This is a genomic window from Roseivirga sp. (assembly GCF_965216855.1).
In the GTDB taxonomy this organism is placed as follows: domain Bacteria; phylum Bacteroidota; class Bacteroidia; order Cytophagales; family Cyclobacteriaceae; genus Roseivirga.
This window is the reverse complement of sequence record NZ_OZ244204.1, coordinates 405,013-431,597: the sequence shown is the minus strand read 5'-3', so window position 1 is coordinate 431,597 and position 26,585 is coordinate 405,013. Positions and strand designations below refer to the sequence as shown.

Here is a 26,585-nt window from a genome sequence, read left to right as displayed (position 1 = left end):
GACATTCTTATTCATAGAGTCTTATGAGGAGAATAAAGTTTTAGCTGAAGCTCACTTTGTTTAAAATCAATCCTGAGGCAGGAGCTACCAAACTCAAATGCTCGGGAAAACCGGTCTTCAGACTGTCCTGCAGATAGCCCAGGTCGATTTCATTCCTTCCCAGTCTAAGCAACTGGCCCATCATCATACGAATTTGATTGCGCATAAAACCTTTGCCCTGGATCACGTAGGCATAGGAGGGTGAAGGGAAGAAACTTCCGGTGAGGTATTCGTTGGTTACAATTTCGGAACGATCTACAGTTCTGATGGTGATTTTCTCTTGCGAAGGTTTTTTGGTATAAGCCCTGAAGTCGTGCTCTCCTTCAAAGTATCTGGCACCTTCCTGCATCAATTCCAAATCAAGGTCTTCCTGAAAGGTGCTCATAAAAGGAGAGGAAAAGGGATTGGCCTTTTGTCCGTGGGCAAACAGATAGATATATTCCTTCTGCTTAGGAGTTTTTATAATGTTGAAATGCTTGTCTGTTTCCTCCAGCCGAAGTGCCTTAATATCGGCCGGGAGGTTTCTGTTCAGTAGGTCCAGAAAGCTGTCGAGGTCTTCTATCGGTTCTTTGAGGAATAGCTCAAAAATGGCGTGGTTGGCTGAAACCATCGTATCTGTTCTGCTGGCGCCCAGTGTTTTGAACCACTGTTGTCCCATAATGAAGGTCAGGGTACGATCGATCATATAATGCACCGTTTTTACATTGGGCTGTTTGGCCCAGCCATGAAAACGGTAGCCGAGGTATTGAATATGAACGAGATAATAGTAGTTGGCCTTCATGGATAGAAAAACAAATCCCCGAATTAACGGGGATGTTTTCATTATTTCAATTCCTTAACGCGGATATTCCGGAAGTGAACTTCATCACCGTGGTTCTGCAGACTGAATGCGCCTTCTTTATAGGCAGCATAAGTTTCAGAGTCAGCCCATTTGCCGGCAGCTTTCTTAGCCAACCAGTCAGGAGAGCCCTCTTCAAACTCCAATACTTTCATGCCATTGAACCAGTGCTCAACATGTCCGTTGTTGTAAACGATTTTCACTTTGTTCCACTCCATAAACGGATTAGGTTGTTTGGCATCAGAAGGAGCCTGCATGGCATAGTTAGAAGCTACCATTTTGTAAGGTTCTGATTCAGAACGTGAGAACTCATCGTCCAACACCTGATACTCAGGTCCGGTAACAAAGTCATAACCATACTCAGGCTTTTCAACCACATGGTAAAAAATGCCGCTGTTACCTCCTTTGGCAATACGATACTCCAATTCGAACTCGAAGTTACCGTAGTTTGAGGTGGTCATCAATGAGCCGCTTTTGAAGCCTACATTTTCTTCTCCAATGCCGTAGTTACAGGCAATAACACCGTCCTGAATTGTCCAGGCATCAGACATAGTATCGCTTCCGTAAGTTTTCCAACCATTGAAGGTTTCACCATCGAATAGGTTTACCCATTCTGAAGTTTCTTCCTTGGCTTCAGTAGTAGCGGCTTTCTTTTCACCCCCACAACTGGCCAACACCAGCGCGCTCAATAAAAAATAAATTGCTTTCAATTTCATAGTTAAAGGTTTTGGTTGAAGATAATGAATGAAGCTGTAAGTAAGAAGAAGGAAGATAAGAGTGGCGGAAAGCTTCTATCAACTCCTGGTTTCAATGGAGGTCGTCCGGCCTGTTGATGTTCTTTGGCCAGTGCTCTTCAGGATACTCAATAAAATTAGCTCCATTGTCTGCCATAACTTGGGTGAGAGATAGCTCTCGTTTATCCAAGGCCTGATGGAGCTCCGCCTTTACACTGAGTGGCCAATAGGATGGAAAGGGTTGAATTCGTCCCGCTGTCTGAAAACATGCCATTTGCTCCTGAGCCTCAGCCAGTAGTTGTTTTAGTGGTTCCAACTGCAAGTCCGGCATATCTACCGGCAGGCAGATGAGGTTAGTTTCTAGGGTATCGAGGGCTGAACAAATTCCCCCAAGCGGACCCAGATCAGGTTGAAGGTCAGTGATAGTTTGATATTGCTCTGATAAATAGGCCTGATTCTGATTAATGGACAGGTAGTATGGAATATGAAGCGCTTCCATCAAATCGACAGCATGCTGTAGCATAGTCTTATCCTTGTATAGCACCTGAGACTTGTCTTGTCCCATCCTGCTACTTCTTCCACCACAGAGAATCAGGCCGCTTAGCCTTTTCATTCGGCCTTATGAATCTTAATCCTGACCATTTTTGAGGCAGGCGTCATGCTCTTTCTGGCAAATGAGTCAATAGGAACCAAGGCATTGGCTTCCGGGAAATAGGTGGCCACGTTGCCGGGAGGGATAGGATAAGGCAGTACAATAAATCGATTGGCCTTTCTTTCCACACCGTTGAAGTGACTGCTCAGGTTGACCACATCACCTTCTTTCAGTCCATTTGCCTGTATATCTTTTTCATTCATCATGATGACTCTGCGCTCATTATAAATGCCTCTATATCGGTCATTCAGTCCGTAAATGGTAGTATTGAACTGGTCGTGACTTCTAATGGTCATCATAATGAACTCATCGCCTAATGGTTCGTGCTTAGGTAATTCTGTTACTGTGAATTCAGCTTTACCCGATGCGGTATTGAATTGTCTTTCTCTGGCACCATTAGGCAGATAGAAACCGCCAGGCTTTCGAACTCTTTCATTATAATCATCGAACCCGGGAATTACCTTTTCTATAGCTTCACGAATATTGTCATAATCAGACGCATAGCTTTCCCAATCAATACCTGATCTCTCTAATGTTGCTTTAGCCAGTTCTGCCACAATTCTTACCTCACTCAGCAGGTGTTTAGAAGGAGGATTGATCACCCCCTGAGAGCTTTGTACCACACCCATGGAGTTTTCGCAGCTTACAAACTGCTCTTTACCGTCTTGCAAGTCTTTGTCCGTTCTGCCCAGGCAAGGGAGAATGAGTGCTCTTTTGCCATGAACTACATGCGAGCGGTTCAGTTTGGTACTGACATGTACGGTTAGCTCACAGTTCTGTAGGGCCTTGGCCGTATATTCAGTGTCAGGAGTGGCGGAAAGGAAGTTGCCGCCCATGGCAAAGAAGACTTTACCCTTACCTTCGTACATCGCATTGATGGCCGGAACTACGGCCAAACCATGTTGCCTGGGAGATTGGATACCATGTACCTCATCCAGTTGATCAAGGAAGGAATCCTTTGGTGCTTCCCAGATACCCATGGTTCTGTCTCCCTGCACATTGCTATGGCCCCGAACGGGGCAGGTACCTGCACCAGGCTTCCCTATAGCTCCCTTCATCAGCAGGAGGTTGACGATTTCTTTGATATTATCGACACCATTTTCATGCTGGGTAAGCCCCATGGCCCAGCAAACGATGATCTTCTCTTTTCTGGCAATCATTTTTGCCGCAGCCCTTACATCTTTGGCTTCCAGACCACATTGCCTGAGGCAGGCCATGTAGTCAATCTGCTTAATGGCTTTGATAAACTCCTCATAGCCATTGGTGTATTGTTCAATAAAATCATAGTCAATCAGGTCGCCACCCTGTTCCATATCCATATGATGGAGTTCATACATCAAAGCCTTCAGGAAAGCCACATCGCCATTGATCTTTACCGGAAGGAAAAGGTCAGTGATTTGTATGCCATTGGTGAGCATACGTTTGGGGCTTTGCGGATCGGTATAGCGCATTAAACCAGCTTCAGGAAGCGGGTTGACCGTAATTACTTTTCCCCCGTTGACTTTACACTTTTCAATGGCTGAAAGCATTCTGGGGTGATTGGTCCCCGGATTTTGCCCCATAATGATCAGTACCTCAGCCTGATGAATATCTTGCAGTGTCACGGAGCCTTTGCCAATGCCTACCGTTTCGGAAAGGGCTACTCCGCTCGATTCGTGACACATATTGGAGCAGTCAGGTAAGTTGTTGGTGCCATAGGCCCTTACAAATAACTGATAGAGGTAGGCCGCTTCGTTAGAAGTTCTACCTGAGGTATAGAAGATAGCCTCATCCGGTGAAGGAAGGGCTTTAAGTTCTTTTCCAATCAACTGGAAGGCGTCTTTCCAACTGATGGGTTTGTAATGATTCGCACCTTCATCCAGAAACATGGGTTCAGTCAGACGACCGGTTTTTCCCATTTCAAAGTCAGATAGTTCCGAAATTTCCTGAACAGAGTACTTGGCAAAGAATTCACTGGTGAGGGCCTTTTTCTGGGCCTCTTCCGCAATGGCCTTAATACCATTTTCACAGTATTCCCCGAGGCTTGAGCGATCGTCATCCGGATCAGGCCAGGCACAACCCGGACAGTCGAATCCACCTTTCTGATTCATTTTAAGGCTGAGTTTCATAGCATCTCCAGCCTTCATGTACTTTGACATTTGCCCCATAGCGGAGGCGATGGCAGCTTTTCCTACTGAAGTATTTTTAGGTCCCTTATATTTCAGTCCGGTAAACTCCTCGGGTGGTTGTACTTTAATCTCTTTATTGGATCCGCTCATATCGGGTATATAAGTTAAATCTATCGCTTTTCAGAAAGCCTGTCAATGTAATTCCCTGATCTTCGGCCAGTTTAATGGCCAGGCTGGAAGGGGCGCCTACGCTGGCTACTACCGGAATACCAGCCATGCCTGCTTTCTGCAACAACTCAAAGCTGGCTCTTCCACTGAGCAATAGCACAAAGTTTTGGACCGGAATTTCGCCTTTACTCCAGGCTTCACCAATCAGTTTATCCATGGCATTATGCCGTCCCACATCTTCCTGATATGCATGTAACTCACCATTGGGGTGAAACAATGCAGCAGCATGAATGCCCCCTGTTTGATTGAATGTTTCCTGGTGCTTCAAAAGGGTAGAAGGAAGCTCATAGAGTACTTCTTTCTTCACCCGAAGTTCGTTGCTATCTATATCAAAAGCACTGACCGTGCTAATGGCATCGATAGATGCCTTACCACACACGCCACAGCTGGAAGTAGTATAGAAGTTTCTGTCTAGCTGTTGTTGCTGAATATTCACCGTATCGTTTACCACTACCTCGATCTGGTTTTCTTCCAGTTCATTCGCACTAATCACCTGGCTGAAGTCATCCAGAATGCCTTCTGTGAACAGGAAGCCAAGTGCCAGATAAACATCTTGACCGGGAGTCCTCATGGTAATGGAAATCTTCCTTCCGGTTATTTCACTCTCTTTTTTGAGAGTAATTTCCAAAGGAGCTTCAATGGCGACTACATCGCTTAGGCTTTCAACCCCTTGCCGGCTGACGCGCTGAATTTTGCGTTCACGAATCATGCTTGCTCGGGATTAGGGTACAGGTGATCTTCATTTTCATGTTTGCGCGGATGCAGGCACTGAAAATCTTTTTCAATGAGTAGGAGAAGACCATTTTCAAAATGATGCTCAAAGCCTACTTTGTTGTTTTCGTGCCAGCCTCTTACCTCAGTTTCCGGAATGGAAATTTTAATCCTTGATCCTGAAGTCTCTGCCGACCATTGATCAGCGGTTTGCAATACATATTCCAGTGATGCATTCAGCAGAAGACAGGAAGAGACAATAGTACCCTCCGAAGTCAATGTATCAACCTCCTCAGGGGTAAGCCTTAATCGTATGCTATTCTGATTGATTCTTAGCTTCATAAGTCAATGGTTCCTGTTAGTCAGACTGGGCCGACCAACAGGAAAATGTTTTGATGTCAATGGCCTAACGACTAGGATAAACCTGAAATTACGCCATTATCGTCAATATTCATGCCCTCAGATGCTGGTACTGCGGGTAGTCCCGGCATACGCATCATCTGACCCAGTATAGGAATGATAAACCCGGCACCGGTGGCATATTCGAATTCCCGAACGCTAATGTCAAATCCTTCAGGTCTGCCGTATTTGAATTCATTATCACTAAGTGATTTCTGCGTTTTAGCCATACAGATCGGCAGCTTGTCGAAGCCGAGCTTCTCCATGCGCATCATCTGCAGCTTAGCCTTTTTGGAGAAGTCTACCACATCGGCTCCATAGATTTCCCGGGCAATGGTTTCAATTTTCTCTCTGATGGAAGAATTCCAATCGTAAAGTGGTTTGAAGTGGTTTTGATGTGACTCAACCACACTGACCACAGCTTCCGCCAGATCAGTCATGCCATCACCACCATCGGCCCAGCCTTTGGCGACTACTGCATCTACACCATAGGCCTTACACTTTTCTTTGACCAGATTTACTTCTTCTTCAGTGTCTGAAGGGAAGGCATTAATGGCTACCACAGGAGTGATACCAAACTTCTGTATGTTTTCAATATGCTTGGAGAGGTTTGCAAAACCTTTTTCTACTCGCTCTGCCGATGCCGTATTATACTCTTCTGATTTAGCTCCTCCATGGTGTCTCAATGCCCTGATGGTTGCTACCAGAACAACTGCTTTTGGCTTCAGTCCTGAAGAAACGCATTTAATGTTCAGGAATTTTTCAGCACCAAGGTCAGCACCAAAGCCTGCCTCTGTTACTACATAGTCGGCCAGGGATAGTCCCATTTTAGTGGCAATCACTGTATTGGTTCCCTGAGCAATATTGGCGAAAGGACCACCATGAATGATAGCAGGGTTACCTTCCAGTGTTTGTACCAAGTTGGGTTTAATGGCATCTTTCAACAGAATGGCCATGGCATTTTCGGCCTTTAAGTCTTTGGCAAAAACAGGCTCTTTATCGTAAGTATAGCCAATGAAGATATTGCCTAGTCTTTTCTTCAGGTCAGAGAAGTTCTCAGCCATACAGAGAATGGCCATTACCTCTGAGGCAGGGGTAATGTTGAAGCCATCTTCCCGGGGAACACCATTGGTGGTTCCTCCCAGGCCGATAGTAATTTGACGCAGTGCCCGGTCATTCATATCCATCACCCTTTTCCATGCAATGGTTCTCGGGTCGATATTCAGATTATGGGTTCTGCTTTGGATATTGTTATCAATCAGGGCAGAAAGCAGGTTGTTCGCTTTTTCGACAGCTGCAAAGTCACCTGTAAAGTGGAGGTTGATGTCTTCCATGGGAATCACCTGAGAATATCCACCACCTGCAGCGCCTCCTTTGATTCCGAAAACCGGTCCCAATGAAGGCTCTCTCAATACAGCCGCTGTTTTCTTGCCGATTTTATTCAGTCCTTCGGTGAGACCAATAGAAGTGGTGGTTTTTCCTTCACCAGCCGGAGTAGGTGTCATGGCTGTTACCAGAATGAGATTGCTTTTTTCAATCTTATCCTGATCGATAAGTGACAGGGGAAGCTTGGCTTTGTATTTACCGTAGTGCTCTAAATCTTCTTCGTTCAGGTTGAGTTTGGCTGCGATTTGGTTGATGTGTCGTATTGTGGCAGCCTGTGCGATTTCAATGTCGCTCAGATGTTTTTTTTCCATTCCTATAGGTTATAGTTCTTTGTGTTCAGCACACAACTTATTTAAGTTTACTTGGCCTGAAAATACAAACTCCTCTTTTGTGATGTGGATTAACCAATCACTTTTTTATCTCTCCACTTACCACGCTTGAACCAGATGACAGTAAGAATACAAGGGAGTACATAGCTCACAGGAAAAGACCACCAAACCCCAAACTCCTGAAAAGTCTCCATTTCAGAGGTAATCCAGGCGAAAGGAAACTGAATCAGCCAGATACCGATAATGGTGAGAATCATTGATTCAACTGTATTTCCTGAACCACGTAAAGTACCCACCAGGGCCAATTGTGCTCCCATGAAGCCAAAGGCTAATGAGGTCACCCTCAAGAAATCTGCGCCCATTTGCACTACCTCGTCAGAAGCATCCATAAATGCTCTCACCAGAGGTTCAGCAAAGAAGAAAAAGAAGATACCGATAATGGTAAGTCCGACAAAGCCAATCCAGGCAGCATAGACAGCGCCCCGTTCCGCACGATCTACCTGCTGAGCTCCCATGTTCTGACCCACGAAAGTGGAGGAAGCATGTAAGAGGCCTAATCCAAAAATCACCACAAAACTGATGAGTCTGGCTCCCACACCATAGGCTGCCAACACATCGGTTCCGAATTTGGCCGCAATTCCTGTCATGATGGTCAACCCCAGTGCCCTTGCAGAGATTTCAACCGAGGAAGGTGTCCCTAATCGAAAGGCTTTTTTTAGCAAGGGTAGATCAAATGAGAATCCTTTTACTGATAGCTGGAAGTCGGTTTTTCCTTTAAAAAGAATGTAGAATCCAATGAAGGCTGAAAGACTGGTAGTAGCCAGGGTTGAAACAGCTGCTCCCGTTACACCATAGGCCGGAACAGGTCCCCATCCATAAATGAAGAGCGGATCGAGAATAAAGTTTAGTGCCAGGGTTGCCCCATTGATATAAAGTGGAATTCTGACTTCGCCAATACCACGCATGAGGGATTGGAACATGATGAAGCCGAAGTTGAAGACCAGCCCTACAAAGATAGTTCGCTGAAAGATGTTGGCATCCTGAAAAATGACCTGTTCTACGCCCAAAAGCCTAAGGATAGCAGGAGAGAGGCTGTAGGCCAGACTGGACAGAACAATGGACATGATGATCACCATGGTAAGGGTCTGAGTCGCCACATGGTTAATCATTTTGATATTCTTGGCCCCGGCATACTGGGCTACCAGAATGGTACCGGCAAAGGCAAAACCTGAGCTCAGTGAGATCAGTAGAAAGTTGACAGGAAAACTGACAGATACTGCAGCTACCGCATTAGAACCCAAACGACCTACCCAAAAAGCATCTACCAGCTGGTATCCTGTCTGTAGCAGGTTGGCCCCAATAATGGGAAGTGCCAGAGCTACAAGACCTTTTAGAATGGAACCGGTAGTGAGGGCAAGTCTTTTGCGCGTCATAAGCCAGCAAATTAAGGTATTAAAAACAGAATTAGTTCCTCTTTTTAGCCTTAAAGTCAGTTGGTAGTTAAACCAAGTAAGGGAGCAGCGCTGTACTTAGAAGAACTTACTTTCTACCCGGTCATAAAGTGTGTTGATTTTCTTGGGTGCCAGAATGTGAAAACCTACAAACAAACGAAAGGCAAATCCATTGATCTCTTCCTTTACAGCATTGCTCGCCTGATTCTGAAAACGCTGATGAATTTTACCTTCAACCCCTCCAAAGAAGCCGGGGGAGTTATACCCAAAGCCAAAGAGTCCGCTTACTCTGGTAATGAGTGAATTCTGATGTGATATAAAATTCTGATTATTGACAGGTGTCTTAATTCTGGAATGGGTGAGTCCGATGCCGGGAATGACTGCCAGATTAATATACCACTTCCGGTCCAGGACGAAGGTATGGTAGTATGGCATATTGAATAGCACTTCAATATTCTTCGATCTCTGACCGGTAGGTGTATTGTTTTCCACCTTATAGAAATTGTAGGAGATGCCCGGAGCCCACGAACCTGCACTTTTGGTTTGCAAGGCCATCTGTGCACTAAAGGCACTGTAGGAGAAATTACGATTCAGCTTAATGGCATGGAATCCACGAAATGATCTTATGCTGAGCTCTGGGAATTGAATGTATGGAGTTTCTCCTTTGACAAAGTCATTTAAATAGTCGCCTGAATTCTCCAGATAGAAACCTTCCGTTCGGCTGGTTCCTACATGATTGATCAGCCTGTCTGTGTTCCAGGAAAAGCCAATTCCGCTGGTGGTAGAGCTACCCTTAAGGTTCTCATCTTCATTTACGGCCAGAGAAGGGGTAAAGGAGTAGAAAACTGAGATCGCACGGTAATCTATACCTACCTTATTGATGAAACTATAGTTTGGACGTATGTCATACCTGAAATTATCACCCTTTAATTCGAAGGTTTCGAAATCAGTCTCCAGGTCGGCTGATAGATTGAAGTAGTTATTGATTTTGGTGATGTATTCCTGTTGAATCTGTTGGAGGCTGTCTTGTTGAGCGAATAAACTCTGTGAAAGACAAACACAGAGAGTCGAGGCAATAATGAGGTAGCGTCTGTTTACAGCGGGAGACAAGATTCTAATAATTGACTACTGAAATATGAGACTTTTCAGTATAAACTCTATCGTATAGAATGCTTTTTGTTACATATACTTCCAGGGAATCAAAACCTTCATCGCTTCATTGAGTACAGCTTGTATCTACTATTTCTGATGATGATTGAAAAGAAAAAAAGGCTCTTGTCTGAGAGCCTTTACCAGGATTAAATTCAGTGCTTTATGAGTGTGTTGTCACCCAATCTACGGGATCTATGGGTTGGCTTTGATTCCTTTTACCGGATGGTTTTCTGTTAGAATCTTTCAGCATGGACTTACGAACTTCTAGAAAAGTCATAAGAACCAAAGGTGCTAATAATGCCCACATTGTAATTATCAGGAAGTTCATAACTTATTGGTTTATGTGGTCTGAACAGTTTCTTTATTGCTATTATCTATAGCATGATAGTAATAAATTTTATCTATCCATACAAACGCCAACGTAAACCAAAGAACATGGTTCTGTAATTTCTTAGCATTCATGAATTGATCATTTTCTAAATCGCTAAAGTAAATTTCGATGAAGACAGTATGAGCTATGAGGCTCACAATGAGTAGTATGAGTACCAAAACCAGCAGCCAATACCTGTTAATTTCTTTGGAGTTAATAATTCTATTAACAATGGCACTACAGAGCACTCCGTAAGAAAAGAATAACAGAATGCCATTTTCATAGACAAGATTAAAGTCGAAATCCCCTTCTCTGACATACTTGGTAATGATCAGTATACCGGCAGCCTGAAATGATGCTATGATGATAATGGATATTACCCAAAGTGTCGCCTTACTGAAAGATTTAAAAAGATGATTCAAATTGGTAGTGTATGTTCTGTCGTCTAACATAAGACGGTATGCTGTTAATTAAATTTTTACAAGATAGTATAATATAATATTACTCATTTAATAAATGATTGAGGTCTGATAGATAATCTGAGTACCTGATATTGAACCTTTCTATATTTTTGGCCAATGGTCTTTAACCTCTGGTCTATATTACTCATAGCTTCAGCTTCACAATGCGTTTTTCTCATTGTCTTCTTTGCTAATCGACCTTCCAGGAATAAGCTGGCCAGCCGGTTATTGATATTGATGCTCTCAGTGCTGCTGTTTATGACTGTGAGTAATCTTTGGTATGCTTCCAAAATTTACCTCGATGTTCCCTGGTTGGCGGGTGTTGGACGGGGCTCTACTTTATTGCTCGGTCCGGCTTTCTTTCTGTACACCCTGGCTGTTGTTAAACCTGATTTCAAACTCAAGACCAAACATTTACTTCACTTGTTGGGATATGTTTTGAATTGGGGTGTACTCATTATGCAGCCTCGTCCTGCAGGACTCAGCTCGGAAATGGCTGCGGTAGAGGCCTTTCTCATGGATGGATTACCAGCCAGTCCCGTGGTATTGGGAAGATTTGCCTTTTACAGTCTCCACTTTATTACCTACCTCTATCTTTCTCATCAGGCCGTGAAGCAGCTTAAACAAAGTAATGATGCCTATACCATTGCTATGGAAACAAGGGGAAGGTGGATTACCCGATTGAACCTGATTCTGGTGGTTTTGGCTGTGGCCATTTGTACAGGGTTTATTTACGCCTCCGTTACTCAATACTATTCTTTTCAAACCAACTTCCTCTTAACCCTCATTTACTCCTTCTTCATTTATGTAATAGCCTATCAGGCTTTGTCAGACGATAAGCAAGTGCATCCCGAGTTTAAACTGAAATATCAGGGAAGTCTGGGGGATGAAAAGGAGAAGGAGAAGACCATAGTGCAATTGAAAAAGGTGCTGGAAGAAGAGAAGCTTTTCCTACGGTCAGACCTGAAACAGGCCGATGTAGCCAGTAAGCTCAACTTACCAGCTCATCAACTCACCAAGCTGCTGAACTCCGCTTTGAATCAGTCATTCTTCGATCTGATTAATGAATATCGGGTGAAGCACTTTATTAGCCTGGCACAGGATGAAAATAATAAACACCTTTCCATTTTCGGCTTGGCCCAGGAATCAGGCTTCAAAAGCAAGTCATCTTTCAATACCGCTTTCAAGAAAGTTGAAGGACAAACTCCTTCAACGTTTTTAAAGAACAGCTCAGTCAATTGATTTTCGGTGGTAGTGTTTAGTCGAAAATGAACCGCAACAGGCTATTATTTACTCAAAATGCAGCCAATGCGTACGGTTTTTTGAAAAGTCGTACCTGCTGAATTGTCTTTTCGCTAAAATCATTCTGCTCGTCCTCTAGGTTTGTCGAAACAACAATTGCGATATGCCTCATTTTTTGGAAGAGGAGAAATCCATGCTCCTCAAAACACGATGGTCAGGTCATTTCAGTCAGTTGAGAATCCAGTGTCGGGTCGATTGTATGTCGGAGATACTCGATGATTTTCTGCAGGAAATGATACACAAATTCTGGACGCTCAAAGGTCTTATTGATTTTAAAATTCTGAGCTGCAAGTCAGCCAGTGAGGTAGTACTCTTCTGGTCCTTCAAGGAAGAGAAGTATTACCAGGAAATGAAAAGCTCTCAGGTATGGACCAGTTTCCAGCATGAGCTCAGTCATTTGATTACCTCCGGTAAGGTCCAATGGACCAATATTTTGTCAAACACTTATGAAATTATAGAATAATGAACAACCTATTCAACAGCATTATCATCGCTCTACTGATTACGTCTTTAAGCAGTTGCAGAGGGCAGTCATTTACAGAAGGCACCGAAACCTGGGACGGTATTTTTGAGATGTCCAGTGTAGGAGACCAAAAGGCCAAAGCACAATTCGACTTTGAGAAAAAAACAGGACTGCTGATGTTGCCTGATCTGATTCCCATTCCACTCAACCTGACTGAAGTAGTTCAGCAAGGGGATTCCATTCGTTTTGTGATTGGCTTTCGTTCTGGCCCGGCCTACTGTTTTGCAGTAACGGCTAACGATTCTATCAAAGGTATGGTAAAGAAAGAGGGCCTGGAAGACTCACCTTTCTGGTTGGCCAGATCAAGCACAAACCCTATCAATTTCGTTGAAAAGCCAGCAGCTGATGCTCCTTATGAGATCACTACTTTCTCAGGGAATGAAAGAGAAGAAGCTGTTAAGCAAAGACTGGAGCAACTGGTTCAAAAATACGATCTGGAACCCTACGTATTCACTAAGAAGATACAAATTCAGGAAGGAGCTATTCCTCATAGTCACCCTGTACTCACTCTAGGAGTCGGAGACGACACAGAGACCAGGTTATTGGCCACATTTCTCCATGAACAAATGCACTGGTATAGCCTCACCAAAGAGAAGCAATTTATGAAGGCCGGAGAAGTAATGCTTAAGAAGTACCCCAATGTACCTGCCGACTTACCCGAAGGAGCAGGGTCTGAACAAAGCACTTTTCTCCATTTAGGTATCTGTTACTTAGAGTTTCATACCTTATCGCAGGTCATTGGAAGGGAAGCAGCTTTGGATCATATGCAGTGGATGACCACTCAATACTACCGATGGGTTTACAGAACCTTGCTGGAAGATATGGACGAATTCGAGGAGCTCTTTGAGCAGAATGATCTGCATTTTAAATAGGGATTAAAACATCCATCAAGACTGCCAGAAAATATACTCACTGTTAAGGCTGCCAGCCATTTTAAAGGTTGGCGGCTTCGAAAGCTAAGACAATATAAGATGAAAAATGCTATTCAAAACTTCCAGATTCCGGTATCAGACTTTGACAGAGCCGTCCAGTTTTACAGTCATGTAATGGGCTATGATTTACAGTGTATGGAATTTGGCGGATATAAAATCGCCAGTTTCCGCTTTGATCAGAAAGATGGTATAGGGGGCAGCCTGATTCAGGCCGAAGGGTTGGAGCCCTCAAAGCATGGTACCATGGTGTATTTACATGCTGGCGAAGACCTTAACCCCTGGCTCAATAGGATAGAGGAAGCCGGAGGGACTCTCTTTCACCATAAAACACCCTTGGGACCGGGTATGGGCTATTATGCCATATTTGATGATACAGAGGGTAATCGGGTAGGTCTGTACTCAACGCACTAGACTTGATTAGTCTCAACTAGCAACCTCAGACCCGAATGCTCGTTGAGTGAAACATTAACTATTCAACCATGCAAAGAGTCCTTGCCTTATCCGTGTTTATGCTGATCTCCGTCAGCGCTTTTTCTCAGTCTCAAGAATACCAGGAAAAGAAGGCAGAAAAACTGTCTCAGAAATCACCATTTGAGAAGATATGGGATGGAGAATTACCGGCAGAGGTAGTTTATAAAGATGAGGAGATCATCGCCTTTGTTCCCTTGCGCAGGCAGACTCCTGTTCATTTTCTAGTGGTCCCGAAAAAACGCATTGCCACCATAAATGATATGACAGAGGAAGATGCACTACTTGTAGGGAAGATGTTTCTGGTGGCTAAGAACCTGGCCAAAGAATATGGCATTGCAGAAACAGGGTACAGGCTTGCGATCAACACCAATGAAGACTCAGGACAGTCAGTTTTCCACCTGCATTTGCATCTCTTGGGAGGGGCTAAAACCGGCCCGATGGTAGATCAGAAGATTATGGAGGGGAAGAATTGATTAGTCTACAAAAGCTTCTTTTATAATCTTTTTTATTGCTTTGACTTCAGAAGGGCTTATTGAGCCGAGTTCATGGATAATTCTCTTTTTGTCGATGGTTCTGATTTGATCTATAGCCACCCAGCTTTCTTTATCGTTGAACCGAATCGATACCCGGGTGGGATATAATTTATGGGTTGATGTTAAAGGAGCAATTATCACTGTTCGGAGGTGATGATTCATTTCATCAGGAGAAATAACCAGGCAGGGTCTGGTCTTCTTAATTTCACTTCCAATGGTCGGGTCAAGATTGACGAGTACAAGGCGATACTGGTTAATGATCATTCTTCAAAGCTTTCATCCTCAAATACATCATCGATTAACAAATGATCGTCTCCTGCTTCATGCATTTGTTGGAAAGCTTGTTCCCATCCGGATCTTACTTTTTTAATGGGCCTAATGATCAGTACTTCTTCTTCCATAATCAGTTCTACTTTATCTTCAATTTGATATTTCTCCAGAAGGGTTTTTGACAACCGTAGCCCCTTAGAGTTGCCTATTTTAATTATCGGGAGTTCCATGATCGAAGATACAAAATGTAATTACAATGTGCTTACTTTTTAATCAAGTATAGAATCTTTTAAAACCCTGTTTAGAACGGCTTCTTCAGGAGTCGAGCCAATTTCAAAAGTTCTCACAAAATGTAGTTGTCCTTCAGGATTGGCCTGCTTGAACCTTCCTCTTAACTGAATTCTAACGTCCAAGTAATTCTGATTTAGATGATCAACAGAGATGAGTCTACATGGGTGTGCCTTTTTCCCTTGGAAACAAATGTAATAATTCTCTCCTACTACTAATTCTGAATATTCCGGCTTATGGTTTTTGAATTTTCGTAAATCAATTTTGACAGGTATGGTTTCAAAGTAACTTCTCATGAAAATAAGTGAATCTATAATGTTGATTCTAATTTCTTCAAATTTCCCTTTGATCCAAAAAATAAACCCTTCACCTTTGAGCCAGATGAAACAAGTAAACATTATCCAAACCATTATTACCATTGTGGTCACACCGCAATAAGGGGAGGATATTGTTCAAAATATAAACAGAGAAGCCTTCCCGAAACGGAAGGCTTTTTTTATTTCCGGCCCGTCATTCAGAGGGAAGACATTTCGATGATAATCAGAAATGTACGACCGAAGAATCCCCATCTCAGAACAACACTCATGGAGATTCTTCGCTTCTCCCGATTACTATCGGGATTCGCTCTGAATGACGTGGTAAGGGAACATTGAACTTAACATATGAAACTTAGAAATACAGTCATTACAGTAGTCATTATTACCGGCCCATCGGGGTGAGGGAGTGATTCTGTATGCACAATAGAAGGCCTTTCTCACTCCGTGGGAAGGGCCTTTTTGTTTGGGTCATCCTGAATTCATTTCAGGGTATCCAATTATGAAGACCCTGAAACATGTTCAGGGTGACGGTACTGAGATGAATGGTGCAACCCATAAATCACCTAAAGGTGACTTTACAGCATTTGTCGGATGGACTGATGAAGTTCAAAAGATGGCAGCTAAAAATTCTTTGGCCGAGACAGGTTCAAAACTATCGGTCACGAATGTGTCCCTCTGGAGGGACTACAGGGAGGGCTTACACAAAGTTCAGTGATAAGAGAGTGGAAGCCAAAACTAGCAGACTGTAAAGCCTTCCCCTGTGGGGGAAGGTTGGGATGGGGGCTTCTTTCAAGACTTAAAACTGTAATAAAAAAGAGTCAATCAATTGATTGACAGGTAGATAAATAAAAAATGAATCAAATATAAAACTGTAGTGAAAATGAATTTGGGGCTGCCATCCGCAGTTCAAACCAATAATTTCAAAATGTAGAATCATGTATTACAACGACCAAACAACGATTTTTTTAGACGGCCAATGGATGAAGGCCGCAGAGGCTAATGCCAGTTTGTATAGCCAATCCATGCATTATGGAAGCGGAGTCTTTGAAGGCATTCGCGCCTATGCAACCACTGAAGGCACCTCGGTCTTTAAGGCAGAAGCTCACTACGAGCGACTTCTGGATTCAGCTCAGAAAATGCACATGCCTTGTGACTACACCGTCAATCAATTGGTCGACTGGACATATGAGTTGCTGGAACGCAATAAGCTGCAGGATGCCTACATCCGTCCTCTATTGTATCTCGGGGAAAACATGTCACTGCAAAAGGTAAATGAAAGCCATTTGTTTATCTGTGCCTGGGAATGGGGTAGATATCTGGGAGATAATCTGTTGAACGTTATGGTGTCTTCCTATGAAAGACCTAATCCCAGAGCCGTACCGGTTTCAGCCAAGGTAACCGGGCATTACACTAATTCAATCCTGGCAACCACTGAAGCCAAAAGCAAAGGCTTTGATGAGGCATTACTACTGGATGAAAACGGAAGTGTTGCAGAGGGCAGTGGAGCCAACTTCTTCTTCGAGAAAGATGGAGAGCTTTTTACTCCGCCATTAGGCAATATTCTTCCCGGTATTACAAGGGCTACTGTTTTTGAATTGGCAGAAGAAATGGGGGTAAAGGTAAACGAAGCCTATTTCTCACCTCAAATGGTGAAGGGAGCCGATGGCGCCTTCTTCACGGGGACTGCCGCTGAAATTGCCGGAATAGAATTCCTCGATGGTAACCCTTTTCGCCTGGCATGGAAAGAGACGATTGGATATCGAATAGCACAGGCTTATCAGCAACTGGTTAGAAAAAAATCACCTAAAACATTGATAAAAGCTTAAATGGAACTCAATAAATATAGTAAACGACTTACCCAGGACCCTTCGCAGCCCGCCTCTCAGGCCATGCTCTATGGTATTGGCCTTACGGAGGAAGATATGGCGAAGGCCCAGGTAGGGATAGTCAGTACCGGATACGATGGCAATACCTGTAACATGCACCTCAATGCGTTGGCCGATCAGGTAAAGGCCAGTGTGTGGAAGGAGGATCTCGTGGGACTGATTTATCATACCATTGGTGTGAGTGATGGTATTTCCAATGGAACAGAAGGTATGCGTTACTCGCTGGTTTCCAGAGAGATTATAGCCGATTCAATAGAGGCCGTAGCAGGAGCGCATTATTATGACGCACTCATTACCGTAGTGGGTTGTGACAAAAATATGCCCGCTGCGGTAATGGCCATGGGTCGGTTAAATCGCCCAGGTATTATGCTCTATGGAGGTACTATTGCTTCGGGCTGTTTTAAGAACCAGAAACTCAATATTGTTTCCTCATTTGAAGCGCTGGGGCAGAAGTTTGCCGGAACCATTTCTGATGAAGATTATAAAGGCATCATCAAGAATTCATGCCCTGGAGCAGGAGCTTGTGGAGGTATGTATACCGCCAATACTATGTCTTCGGCCATTGAGGCCCTGGGCATGTCACTGCCCTATAGTGCATCTAACCCGGCCATTAGTGCCGATAAAACAGCGGAGTGCGCCAACATCGGAAAGGCTATTAGAAATGTACTGGAGCTCGATCTGAAGCCAAGAGACATTATGACCAAGGAGTCATTTGAAAATGCCATCCGACTGATCACCGTATTGGGAGGGTCAACCAATGCCGTCATGCATCTCATTGCTATTGCCAACAGTATCGATATCGATCTCACACTGAAAGACTTTCAGCGCCTGTCAGATTGCACCCCTTTCCTGGCCGATTTAAAGCCAAGTGGAAAGTACCTGATGGAAGATCTACACGAGGCAGGTGGCGTTCCGGCAGTCATGAAATGGATGTTGAGTGAAGGTATGCTGCATGGTGACTGCATGACCGTGACGGGAAAAACCATCGCAGAAAACCTCGCTGATGTGCCTGATCTGGATAACTCAAAAGGAATTCTCAAACCCAAAGATGCTCCGGTTAAGGCCACGGGTCACCTGCAAATGCTATTTGGTAATCTGGCTGAAGAAGGAGCAGTGGCTAAGATCACAGGTAAAGAAGGAGAAAGGTTCGAAGGTGAAGCTATTGTCTTCGATGATGAATTTTCAGCCATCGAAGGAATTGGTAGTGGTGCTGTGAAAGATGGTCACGTGGTGGTCATCCGCTATGAAGGTCCTAAAGGAGGACCGGGGATGCCTGAGATGCTCAAACCAACATCTGCCATTATGGGAGCAGGGTTGGGTAAAACAGTAGCCATGATCACAGACGGCCGATTCTCAGGAGGAAGCCACGGTTTTGTGGTGGGCCATGTAACCCCCGAAGCTCAGGTAGGAGGCACTTTAGCTCTGGTGGAGAATGGTGATAAGATCGTCATTGATGCCACCAGGAATGAGATCAGCCTGATGGTCTCTGCCGATGAACTGGCTACCAGAAGAAAGAACTGGACAGCACCCGAACTCAAGGTTAAAAGAGGTGCCCTTTACAAATATGCAAAAACAGTAAGCTCGGCCTCTCAGGGCTGTGTAACCGATAATTAAAAGATATGGAAGCCGTAATTACTCAATCCGTAAGTGAAAAAGTAAAAACCTCAGGAGCTGATGCCGTACTGCGATCGCTCGTGGCAGAAGGTGTCGACCTGGTCTTTGGTTACCCCGGAGGCGCAATTATGCCCGTTTATGATGCCCTCTATCATTATCAGGAAGAGATTCATCATGTATTAACCAGACATGAGCAAGGCGCTATTCATGCGGCTCAGGGTTATGCCAGAGCTACCGGAAATGTAGGGATGGTCATGGCTACTTCAGGCCCGGGTGCTACCAATCTGATCACTGGAATTGCTGATGCCATGATCGATTCAACCCCTTTGGTTTGCATTACAGGTCAGGTAGGTTCTAATCTGCTGGGTTCCGATGCTTTTCAGGAGACAGACATCATCAGTATCTCCATGCCCTGCACCAAGTGGAATTATCAGGTGACTCGTGCAGAAGATATACCAGAAGCTTTGGCTAAAGCCTTCTATATCGCTAAGAGCGGAAGGCCAGGTCCTGTTTTGATCGATATTACCAAAGATGCTCAATTCAACCAACTGGATTTCGACTATAAGAAATGTGAAGTGGTTCGCAGCTATCAGCCGGTGCCTGTGCTCCAACCTGAGTCAGTGAGTGCAGCAGCTGAGTTGATCAATCAGGCTGAAAGACCATTCGTGCTTTTTGGTCAGGGAGTGATTTTAGGGCAGGCCGAAGAAGAATTCAAGGCATTCATAGAAAAGTCGGGAATTCCGGCAGCCTGGACCTTATTGGGGCTTTCAGCACTACCAACAGATCATCCACTGAATGTGGGTATGCTGGGAATGCACGGTAACTATGGTCCCAACAAACTAACCAATGAATGTGATGTGCTGATTGCCATTGGCATGCGCTTCGATGACCGGGTAACCGGTAACCTGGCACATTATGCCAGGCAGGCTAAGGTAATCCACCTGGATATAGACCCTTCAGAAATCAATAAAAATGTGAAAGTCGATATTCCGGTGTTGGGTGACTGTAAGGAAAGCTTAAGACAACTCACTCAAGAGGTGAAGAGAAAGAGTCATTCTTCCTGGTTAGAGCGATTCAGAGCCCATGACCGGACAGAAAAGGAAGAAGTCATCAATGCTGAATTAAGCCCTCAATCAGGTCAAATGACCATGGGAGAGGTGATCAAAGAAATTAATTATCTGACCAGGGGAGAAGCCATACTGGTCACCGATGTAGGCCAGCATCAGATGGTGGCCTGTCGATATACCCAGTTCAAACAATCTAAAAGTAACATTACTTCTGGTGGATTGGGAACAATGGGCTTCTGCCTTCCGGCTGCCTTAGGAGCCAAGTTAGGTGCACCCGACAGAGAAGTGGTGGCGGTGATTGGTGATGGTGGTTTCCAGATGACGTTGCAGGAATTGGGTACCATTTTCCAGACCCAGGCGGCTGTAAAGATTGTAGTGTTGAATAACAGCTTCCTGGGCATGGTTCGACAGTGGCAACAGCTCTTCTTCGATAAGCGATATAGCTCGACAGAGCTCGTCAACCCGGATTTTGTCAAGATAGCTGATGGCTATGGTATCAAAGGCAGGTCGATTGATCAGAGGAAAGACCTGAAGTCTGCTGTAGCAGAAATGTTAAATCACAAAGGAAGCTTCCTGCTTGAAGTGCATGTGGGAAAAGAAGACAATGTATTCCCCATGGTACCTACCGGAGCTTCAGTATCAGATGTAAGACTATCATAGCATGAATAAGGATTTTACCATAACAGCCTTCACTGAAAACCATATCGGATTACTGAATCGGATTACCTCGGTTTTCACGCGCAGGCATTTGAATATAGAAAGTCTGAATGCTTCAGAATCGCAGATTCCAGGCATTCATCGCTTCACCATCGTGTTGAACACAACTGAGGAGATGGTGCAGAAGCTGGTGCTTCAGCTTGAAAAACAGGTTGAAGTCATTAAGGCGGTATATCATACAGATGAAGAGACGGTATTTCAGGAGATCACCCTTTTCAAGGTATCTGTTGAACAGGCCGCACAACACAATCTGGTAGAAAGGTTAATTCGCGACAAGAACGCCAGAATCCTTTCTGTTGAACAGGACTTCATGATCATCGAAAAAACAGGCCATAAGGCTGAGAATGATGATTTGCTGGAGTTTTTAAAACCTTATGGCCTGATCGATTACGTCAAGTCCGGAAGGGTGTCGCTGATCAAACCCAATGAAGAAATTAAAGACCTGCAGAAGATGGTGAATGAAGCCAGGCAGGACGATCATAAACAATCATTAAACTGAAAATCATTTAAATTTTAATACAATGGCATTAATCAATTTTGGAGGCGTTGAAGAAAACGTAGTCACCAGAGACGAATTCCCATTAGCAAAAGCACAGGATGTGCTCAACGGAGAAACTGTAGCCATCATTGGCTATGGAGTACAGGGACCCGGACAATCACTTAATTTAAGAGACAATGGCATCAATGTAATTGTCGGACAAAGACAACCATCAAAGTCCTGGGACAGGGCGGTAGAAGATGGTTGGGAGCCGGGTGTGAACCTGTTCTCGATTGAAGAAGCTTTGGAGAGAGGTACGATTATTTGCTACCTGTTATCTGATGCTGCACAAATTCAGTTATGGCCAACAGTTGAGAAGCACCTGACCCCAGGTAAGATGCTTTATTTCTCACATGGTTTTGGCGTAGCCTATTCAGACAAAACAGGAATTATTCCTCCAGCCGATGTAGATGTAGCGCTGGTGGCTCCTAAAGGATCAGGAACCAGCTTGAGAAGGCTTTTTGTAGAAGGCAAAGGACTGAATTCATCTTTCGCTGTTCATCAGGATGCAACAGGCAAAGCCAAAGACAGAATCATTGCGCTGGGTATTGGAGTGGGTTCAGGGTACCTGTTCGAAACTACTTTCATCAAAGAAGTGACTTCTGATTTGACAGGAGAAAGAGGAACATTGATGGGAGCGATTCAAGGTTTGTTCCAGGCTCAGTACGAAGTACTACGAGCCAATGGTCACTCACCTTCAGAAGCCTTTAACGAAACAGTAGAAGAGGCCACTCAATCACTATATCCATTGATCGCAGAAAATGGAATGGACTGGATGTATGCCAACTGTTCTACGACTGCTCAACGTGGGGCACTGGATTGGAAAGATCCTTTCTACGAAGCCACCAAACCTGTTTTTGAAAAGCTTTATGCTTCTGTAAAGGCCGGAATTGAGGCTCAGAAATCAATTGATTCTAATTCACAAGCCGATTATAGAGAGAGACTTCAGGAAGAACTCGATGAGTTGCATAACTCTGAGATGTGGCGAGCAGGTAAAGCTGTAAGAGCACTGCGCCCTGAAAATGCTCCCGCAGTAAAGAAAGAAGAACTAGTGTAGAAAATACCCCCTTATATTTCCCCTGACAGGGGGAAAGTTGCAGTGCCAGAGTAGACTTCAACGGTTCAATCTGACACCAAAAATCTCCCCCTTTAAGGGGGAGCCAGAGGGGGTTGAACCAGAGTTGAAAGATGCAAACAACTACCTTTTACATACCGCAAATAGCCGATATAGAAAAGGCAGGAGAAAGACTCAAAGGCGTCATTCAAAGGACACCCTTGAGTCCGAACCTGTCTTTTTCAGAACGCTACAGAGCCAATATCCAATTTAAGAGAGAAGACTTGCAAGTGGTAAGGTCCTACAAGATTCGTGGTGCTCATAATCGAATTAGTCAGTTAGCTGAGCATGAAGTAAGTAATGCGGTAGTTTGCGCCAGTGCGGGTAACCATGCTCAAGGGGTGGCTTATTCATGCAGAATGTTGAAAGTTAAGGCAACCATTTTCATGCCCTCACCCACGCCCAAGCAAAAGGTAGATCAGGTTAAGTTCTTTGGTAAAGAATGGGTAGAAGTAATTCTGATGGGAGATACGTTTGATGATGCCTATGAACTTGCAGTGGACTTTGCTCTCAAGAGAAAAGGCACATTTATCCATCCTTTCGATGATGAGGCTGTCATAGAGGGTCAAGGGACTGTTGGCCTGGAAATTCTCAGGGATATTCAGGAGCCCATTGATTACCTCTTCCTTCCCGTAGGAGGAGGAGGTTTGGCATCGGGCGTGTCAACCGTTTTTAAGCAATTGAGTCCAAAGACAAAGATCATCGGAGTAGAGCCTGAGGGAGCACCAGCTATGCTCAAATCTATCGAAGCTGGAGAGAACCTCGTGCTGGAACAGATAGACAAGTTTGTCGATGGCGCAGCCGTTCAGGCTGTGGGTAAGAAGACGTTGCCCATTTGTAGCCATCAGCTGGACCAGGTAATTACCGTTCCCGAGGGACTCATATGTTCTACCATGCTGGCTCTCTATAACCGTGAGGCCATTGTTGTTGAACCGGCAGGTGCCCTGAGTGTGGCTGCCCTGGAGCTGTTTCAAGATGATATTCAAGGAAAAAATGTGGTCTGTGTGCTTTCCGGGAGCAATAATGACATTTCCCGCACAGAAGAAATTCGTGAACGTGCTCTGCTTTACGAAGGTCTCAAACATTATTTCATCGTTCGCTTTCCTCAGAGAGCAGGAGCCTTAAAGGAGTTCCTGATTGAAGTCTTAGGACCTAATGACGATATCGTTCATTTTGAATACACCAAAAAAACGGCCAGGGAAAAGGGTCCGGCTTTGATAGGCATTGAGCACAGAAATCAGGAAGATTTTCAACCTTTGTTGGAAAGAATGCGAACGAGAAACTATCAGGCCGAATATCTCAACGAACAACCCAATCTTTTCGGGTTCATTCTTTAGTTTATCACCATTGGTGAAGACCTGTCTGCCGACAGGCAGGCACTAATGATGGCTTAAGGCCAGTTTTGGTGAGAGACCAAAATAATCGGCAGCTCAAATTTTAGTATCACCCTGAACTTGTTTCAGGGTCAGTTTGGAAAACATTCTGATCCCGATTGATCGGGACAGGATGACGATCCGGGAAGGCATTGCCAGGATTGTGAGTAATTTTTTTGAATTAAATAAATCAGCGGAACCATGAAGGTTTTGAAGTTTGGCGGAACATCTGTCGGAAGTGTGGAGGCAATTAAAAAGGTTGCTGAGATTCTAAAAGAGGAATCGGATAAGGATCAATTGATTGTGGTGGTATCAGCCATGAGCGGTGTTACCAATCAATTGATTACAATTTCTGAGCAAGCCTCTAAAAGAGAGGCAGACTACGAAAAAGGACTGGAGGCATTGGAGGAGAAGCATTGCCAGACATACCGTGAGTTGACCGGCCAGTCTGACTGCTTTGAAATATCTAAGTTGTTTTCCCGACTCACAGAAATCTGTCGGGGAGTGTATTTGCTGAAAGAATTGACTCCCAGAACCAGTGATTACATTCAATCATGCGGAGAACGACTATCCAGCTTTATGATCAGTGAATACCTGAAGAAAGAGGGGCTTGATGCCGCTTTATACGACAGCCGCCAATACCTGATTACCGATAAGAAATTCGGAGCAGCCAATGTACTATGGCAATCCACTAAATCTGCTTTGAATTCGCTTAAGCCGGAATTAGCAGCTATTAGCGTTTTCCCAGGCTTTATTGCTTCTACTAGTGACCATGAAACTTCTACACTCGGAAGAGGAGGATCTGATTACACAGCCGCTGTACTGGCTAATGTGCTTGGCGCCAGTGAATTGCAGATATGGACTGATGTGAATGGGCTGATGACAGCTGATCCACGCTTAGTGCCGTCAGCCCATTTACTGGAACATGTTTCTTATGAAGAGGCATTAGAGTTGTCTCATTTTGGAGCCAAGGTACTGTATCCACCGAGTATTCAGCCGGCTTTAGACGCTGAGATTCCAATCTGGGTGAAGAATACTTTTGATGCGGATGGACCTGCTACACTGGTAACCAAAGAATGGGATGATGAAAAAAAGGCTATCTGTGGGATTTCAAGTATTCAGGACATTGCGCTGGTTAACCTAACGGGAGCCAGTATGGTGGGAGTGCCCAGCTTTTCCTTCAGGTTGTTCAAAGCCCTAAGCGAAGCCGGTATCAATGTTATCATGATTACTCAGGCATCTTCCGAGCATTCCATTTGTGTGGGCATTTCAAAAGCCGATGCACAGCTGGCTGCAGAAGCTATTAATCAGGAATTTGAAGCTGAAATCTCTTTAAAGAAGATTGATGAGACAATCATAGAAGAAGATCTGAGTGTAATTGCTTTGGTAGGCTCGCACATGAAAAATCAGGTAGGAGTTTCAGGGAAAATGTTCAATACACTGGGTAGAAATGGTGTCAGTGTTAAGGCCATTGCCCAAGGCTCTTCGGAAAGGAATATTACAGCCATCATTGCCAAGGAAGATTTGAAAAAGGCCTTAAATACGCTGCATGAGAGCTTCTTCCTTTCAGAATCCAAGAAGATCAATCTGTTCATTGTCGGAGTGGGTAATGTAGGAAATGCCTTCCTTAACCAGATTCAGAAGCAGCAGGCTATGCTCATTAAAGAGTTTCGGGTAGATATTCAGGTAGTGGCAGTAGCTAATTCCAGAAAGGCCTACTTCAATGAAGAAGGTATTGACCTGGATCATTGGGAAGAAAAACTTGGTTCAGCAGAAGCCTGTGATATTTCAGGGTTTATCGATCGAATGCATACCCTGAACTTGAGGAATAGTGTATTTATTGATATCACGGCTTCTGAGGACATTGCATCGACTTATTTGTCATTATTGGAAGAAAGCGTTTCAGTCGTGACCCCTAATAAAATAGCGGCTACACGCTCTATGGATCAGTATCTCGCTTTGAAACGGGCTACCAAGAAGTACGGCAGTCAGTTCCTTTTTGAAACCAATGTGGCGGCAGGTCTTCCCGTCATTTCAACCATGAATGAGCTTTTCAAATCAGGAGACAGGATTCATGCTATTCAGGCCGTATTGAGTGGTACACTGAATTACCTTTTCAATAACTATGACGGTTCAAAACCATTCTCATCCGTAGTAAAGGATGCCAAAGCCCTGGGGTTGACCGAACCTGACCCGCGCTTAGATCTTTCCGGTGTAGATGTGATGCGTAAGCTATTGATCCTCATTCGTGAAAGCGGTAGAAAATGGGAAATGGATCAGATAGAGCAGGTTTCATTCTTACCAGAAGCCTGTGAGAAAGCCGGTAATCTGGATGAATTCTATCAGTTACTGGATGAAAATGAAGACCACTTTAAAGCCATTTATAAAGATGCTCAGTCAGAGAGTGCTCAACTTCGTGTGGTAGCCAGTTTCAAAGATGGAGTGGCTCAGGTAGGACTGGAGAAGGTCCGGAAAAGTCATCCTTTCTACTATTTAGAAGGAAAGGATAACATCGTGCTGTTTTACACTGACCGGTACACAGAGCAGCCATTGGTCGTAAAAGGTGCTGGAGCTGGTGCAGAAGTCACAGCTTCCGGTATTTTTGCAGATGTATTGCGAATTGCTAATCAGTAGGCAGGAATCAGAGTCGGAAATCAGGAGATGCTTTCGTAACTGTCATTGCGAGGAATGAAACCCGTGATAACAAGGTTTCATGACGAAGCAATCTCCTGCTAGCGCGAAGTCTGCTCTTTGCAATGACGCCTAACCCAGAAATGGAAGA

At 44.3% G+C, this 26,585-nt stretch carries 26 protein-coding genes; 13 read left to right on the top strand and 13 right to left on the bottom strand.

Annotated features, from left to right (window positions below; all coding sequences use genetic code 11):
- Positions 1–40: 40 nt before the first annotated feature.
- The 10 genes from ACOOEY_RS01890 to ACOOEY_RS01845 all read right to left on the bottom strand — a co-directional run bounded on the left by ACOOEY_RS01890 (position 41) and on the right by ACOOEY_RS01845 (position 10,849).
- Complete coding sequence (locus tag ACOOEY_RS01890; protein ID WP_420386975.1) at positions 41–862, bottom strand: tRNA pseudouridine synthase A; 822 nt, start codon at positions 860–862, stop codon at positions 41–43.
- A complete protein-coding gene (locus ACOOEY_RS01885) occupies positions 862–1,593 on the bottom strand; it encodes a 3-keto-disaccharide hydrolase (protein ID WP_420386974.1) in 732 nt (243 codons plus the stop codon). The genes ACOOEY_RS01890 and ACOOEY_RS01885 overlap by 1 nt, the downstream gene beginning before the upstream one ends.
- A 91-nt stretch (positions 1,594–1,684) precedes the next feature.
- Positions 1,685–2,224, bottom strand: coding sequence for a molybdenum cofactor guanylyltransferase (gene mobA / locus ACOOEY_RS01880; RefSeq protein WP_420386973.1), 540 nt, complete (start codon positions 2,222–2,224; stop codon positions 1,685–1,687).
- Entirely contained in the window at positions 2,221–4,521 is a 2,301-nt protein-coding gene (locus tag ACOOEY_RS01875; RefSeq protein WP_420386972.1) for an FdhF/YdeP family oxidoreductase, read from the bottom strand. Before ACOOEY_RS01875 ends, mobA begins: the two co-directional genes overlap by 4 nt.
- Positions 4,505–5,308: a formate dehydrogenase accessory sulfurtransferase FdhD gene (gene fdhD / locus ACOOEY_RS01870; RefSeq protein WP_420386971.1), complete on the bottom strand. Its 804-nt coding sequence runs from the start codon at positions 5,306–5,308 to the stop codon at positions 4,505–4,507. Before fdhD ends, ACOOEY_RS01875 begins: the two co-directional genes overlap by 17 nt.
- Positions 5,305–5,652 (bottom strand): DUF7009 family protein, encoded by a 348-nt coding sequence (locus ACOOEY_RS01865; protein WP_420386970.1) that lies wholly within the window; start codon positions 5,650–5,652, stop codon positions 5,305–5,307. The genes fdhD and ACOOEY_RS01865 overlap by 4 nt, the downstream gene beginning before the upstream one ends.
- Before the next feature lie 71 nt (positions 5,653–5,723).
- A complete protein-coding gene (locus ACOOEY_RS01860; protein WP_420386969.1) occupies positions 5,724–7,406 on the bottom strand; it encodes a formate--tetrahydrofolate ligase in 1,683 nt (560 codons plus the stop codon).
- An 89-nt stretch (positions 7,407–7,495) separates the two neighbouring features.
- The gene (locus ACOOEY_RS01855; protein WP_420386968.1) at positions 7,496–8,857 is read right to left on the bottom strand and encodes an MATE family efflux transporter; all 1,362 of its coding nucleotides are present in this window, start codon (positions 8,855–8,857) and stop codon (positions 7,496–7,498) included.
- A gap of 96 nt (positions 8,858–8,953) precedes the next feature.
- On the bottom strand, positions 8,954–9,985 hold the full coding sequence (locus tag ACOOEY_RS01850; protein ID WP_420386967.1) for a DUF4421 family protein: 1,032 nt from the start codon (positions 9,983–9,985) through the stop codon (positions 8,954–8,956).
- Between the two features lie 381 nt (positions 9,986–10,366).
- Complete coding sequence (locus ACOOEY_RS01845; RefSeq protein ID WP_420386966.1) at positions 10,367–10,849, bottom strand: hypothetical protein; 483 nt, start codon at positions 10,847–10,849, stop codon at positions 10,367–10,369.
- A gap of 126 nt (positions 10,850–10,975) precedes the next feature.
- Between ACOOEY_RS01845 and ACOOEY_RS01840 the strand changes: the two genes are divergently transcribed.
- From ACOOEY_RS01840 to ACOOEY_RS01820, 5 genes are all read left to right on the top strand, one after another.
- Positions 10,976–12,100 (top strand): helix-turn-helix domain-containing protein, encoded by a 1,125-nt coding sequence (locus tag ACOOEY_RS01840; RefSeq protein ID WP_420386965.1) that lies wholly within the window; start codon positions 10,976–10,978, stop codon positions 12,098–12,100.
- A gap of 163 nt (positions 12,101–12,263) precedes the next feature.
- Positions 12,264–12,623 carry a hypothetical protein gene (locus tag ACOOEY_RS01835; RefSeq protein WP_420386964.1) on the top strand — a complete coding sequence of 120 codons (360 nt, stop codon included), beginning with the start codon at positions 12,264–12,266 and terminating at the stop codon, positions 12,621–12,623.
- Positions 12,623–13,555: a hypothetical protein gene (locus tag ACOOEY_RS01830; protein ID WP_420386963.1), complete on the top strand. Its 933-nt coding sequence runs from the start codon at positions 12,623–12,625 to the stop codon at positions 13,553–13,555. Before ACOOEY_RS01835 ends, ACOOEY_RS01830 begins: the two co-directional genes overlap by 1 nt.
- Positions 13,556–13,654: 99 nt before the next feature.
- Positions 13,655–14,026 (top strand): VOC family protein, encoded by a 372-nt coding sequence (locus tag ACOOEY_RS01825; protein WP_420386962.1) that lies wholly within the window; start codon positions 13,655–13,657, stop codon positions 14,024–14,026.
- 68 nt (positions 14,027–14,094) lie between these two features.
- Entirely contained in the window at positions 14,095–14,559 is a 465-nt protein-coding gene (locus ACOOEY_RS01820) for a histidine triad nucleotide-binding protein (RefSeq protein WP_420386961.1), read from the top strand.
- On the opposite strand, the gene ACOOEY_RS01815 is transcribed toward ACOOEY_RS01820, so the two are convergent.
- The 3 genes from ACOOEY_RS01815 to ACOOEY_RS01805 are packed head-to-tail and all read right to left on the bottom strand — an operon-like array spanning position 14,560 to position 15,302.
- The gene (locus tag ACOOEY_RS01815) at positions 14,560–14,883 is read right to left on the bottom strand and encodes a type II toxin-antitoxin system PemK/MazF family toxin (protein WP_420386960.1); all 324 of its coding nucleotides are present in this window, start codon (positions 14,881–14,883) and stop codon (positions 14,560–14,562) included.
- Positions 14,880–15,119 (bottom strand): AbrB/MazE/SpoVT family DNA-binding domain-containing protein, encoded by a 240-nt coding sequence (locus ACOOEY_RS01810; protein ID WP_420386959.1) that lies wholly within the window; start codon positions 15,117–15,119, stop codon positions 14,880–14,882. Before ACOOEY_RS01810 ends, ACOOEY_RS01815 begins: the two co-directional genes overlap by 4 nt.
- A 39-nt stretch (positions 15,120–15,158) precedes the next feature.
- The gene (locus tag ACOOEY_RS01805) at positions 15,159–15,302 is read right to left on the bottom strand and encodes a hypothetical protein (protein ID WP_420386958.1); all 144 of its coding nucleotides are present in this window, start codon (positions 15,300–15,302) and stop codon (positions 15,159–15,161) included.
- A gap of 691 nt (positions 15,303–15,993) precedes the next feature.
- Here ACOOEY_RS01805 and ACOOEY_RS01800 point away from each other — a divergent pair.
- The 8 genes from ACOOEY_RS01800 (at position 15,994) to thrA (ending at position 26,437) form a co-directional block, all read left to right on the top strand.
- The gene (locus ACOOEY_RS01800; protein WP_420386957.1) at positions 15,994–16,209 is read left to right on the top strand and encodes a hypothetical protein; all 216 of its coding nucleotides are present in this window, start codon (positions 15,994–15,996) and stop codon (positions 16,207–16,209) included.
- Between the two features lie 220 nt (positions 16,210–16,429).
- Positions 16,430–17,320 (top strand): branched-chain amino acid transaminase, encoded by an 891-nt coding sequence (locus ACOOEY_RS01795; RefSeq protein ID WP_420386956.1) that lies wholly within the window; start codon positions 16,430–16,432, stop codon positions 17,318–17,320.
- Positions 17,321–18,994 carry a dihydroxy-acid dehydratase gene (ilvD, locus tag ACOOEY_RS01790; protein WP_420386955.1) on the top strand — a complete coding sequence of 558 codons (1,674 nt, stop codon included), beginning with the start codon at positions 17,321–17,323 and terminating at the stop codon, positions 18,992–18,994. It abuts the gene before it with no gap.
- A gap of 5 nt (positions 18,995–18,999) precedes the next feature.
- Positions 19,000–20,721: a biosynthetic-type acetolactate synthase large subunit gene (ilvB, locus tag ACOOEY_RS01785; protein WP_420386954.1), complete on the top strand. Its 1,722-nt coding sequence runs from the start codon at positions 19,000–19,002 to the stop codon at positions 20,719–20,721.
- 1 nt (position 20,722) lies between these two features.
- Complete coding sequence (gene ilvN / locus ACOOEY_RS01780) at positions 20,723–21,277, top strand: acetolactate synthase small subunit (RefSeq protein ID WP_420386953.1); 555 nt, start codon at positions 20,723–20,725, stop codon at positions 21,275–21,277.
- A gap of 22 nt (positions 21,278–21,299) precedes the next feature.
- Positions 21,300–22,373, top strand: coding sequence for a ketol-acid reductoisomerase (gene ilvC / locus ACOOEY_RS01775; RefSeq protein ID WP_420386952.1), 1,074 nt, complete (start codon positions 21,300–21,302; stop codon positions 22,371–22,373).
- A gap of 131 nt (positions 22,374–22,504) precedes the next feature.
- On the top strand, positions 22,505–23,767 hold the full coding sequence (ilvA, locus tag ACOOEY_RS01770; protein WP_420386951.1) for a threonine ammonia-lyase: 1,263 nt from the start codon (positions 22,505–22,507) through the stop codon (positions 23,765–23,767).
- 237 nt (positions 23,768–24,004) lie between these two features.
- Complete coding sequence (thrA, locus tag ACOOEY_RS01765; RefSeq protein ID WP_420386950.1) at positions 24,005–26,437, top strand: bifunctional aspartate kinase/homoserine dehydrogenase I; 2,433 nt, start codon at positions 24,005–24,007, stop codon at positions 26,435–26,437.
- Positions 26,438–26,585: the final 148 nt, after the last annotated feature.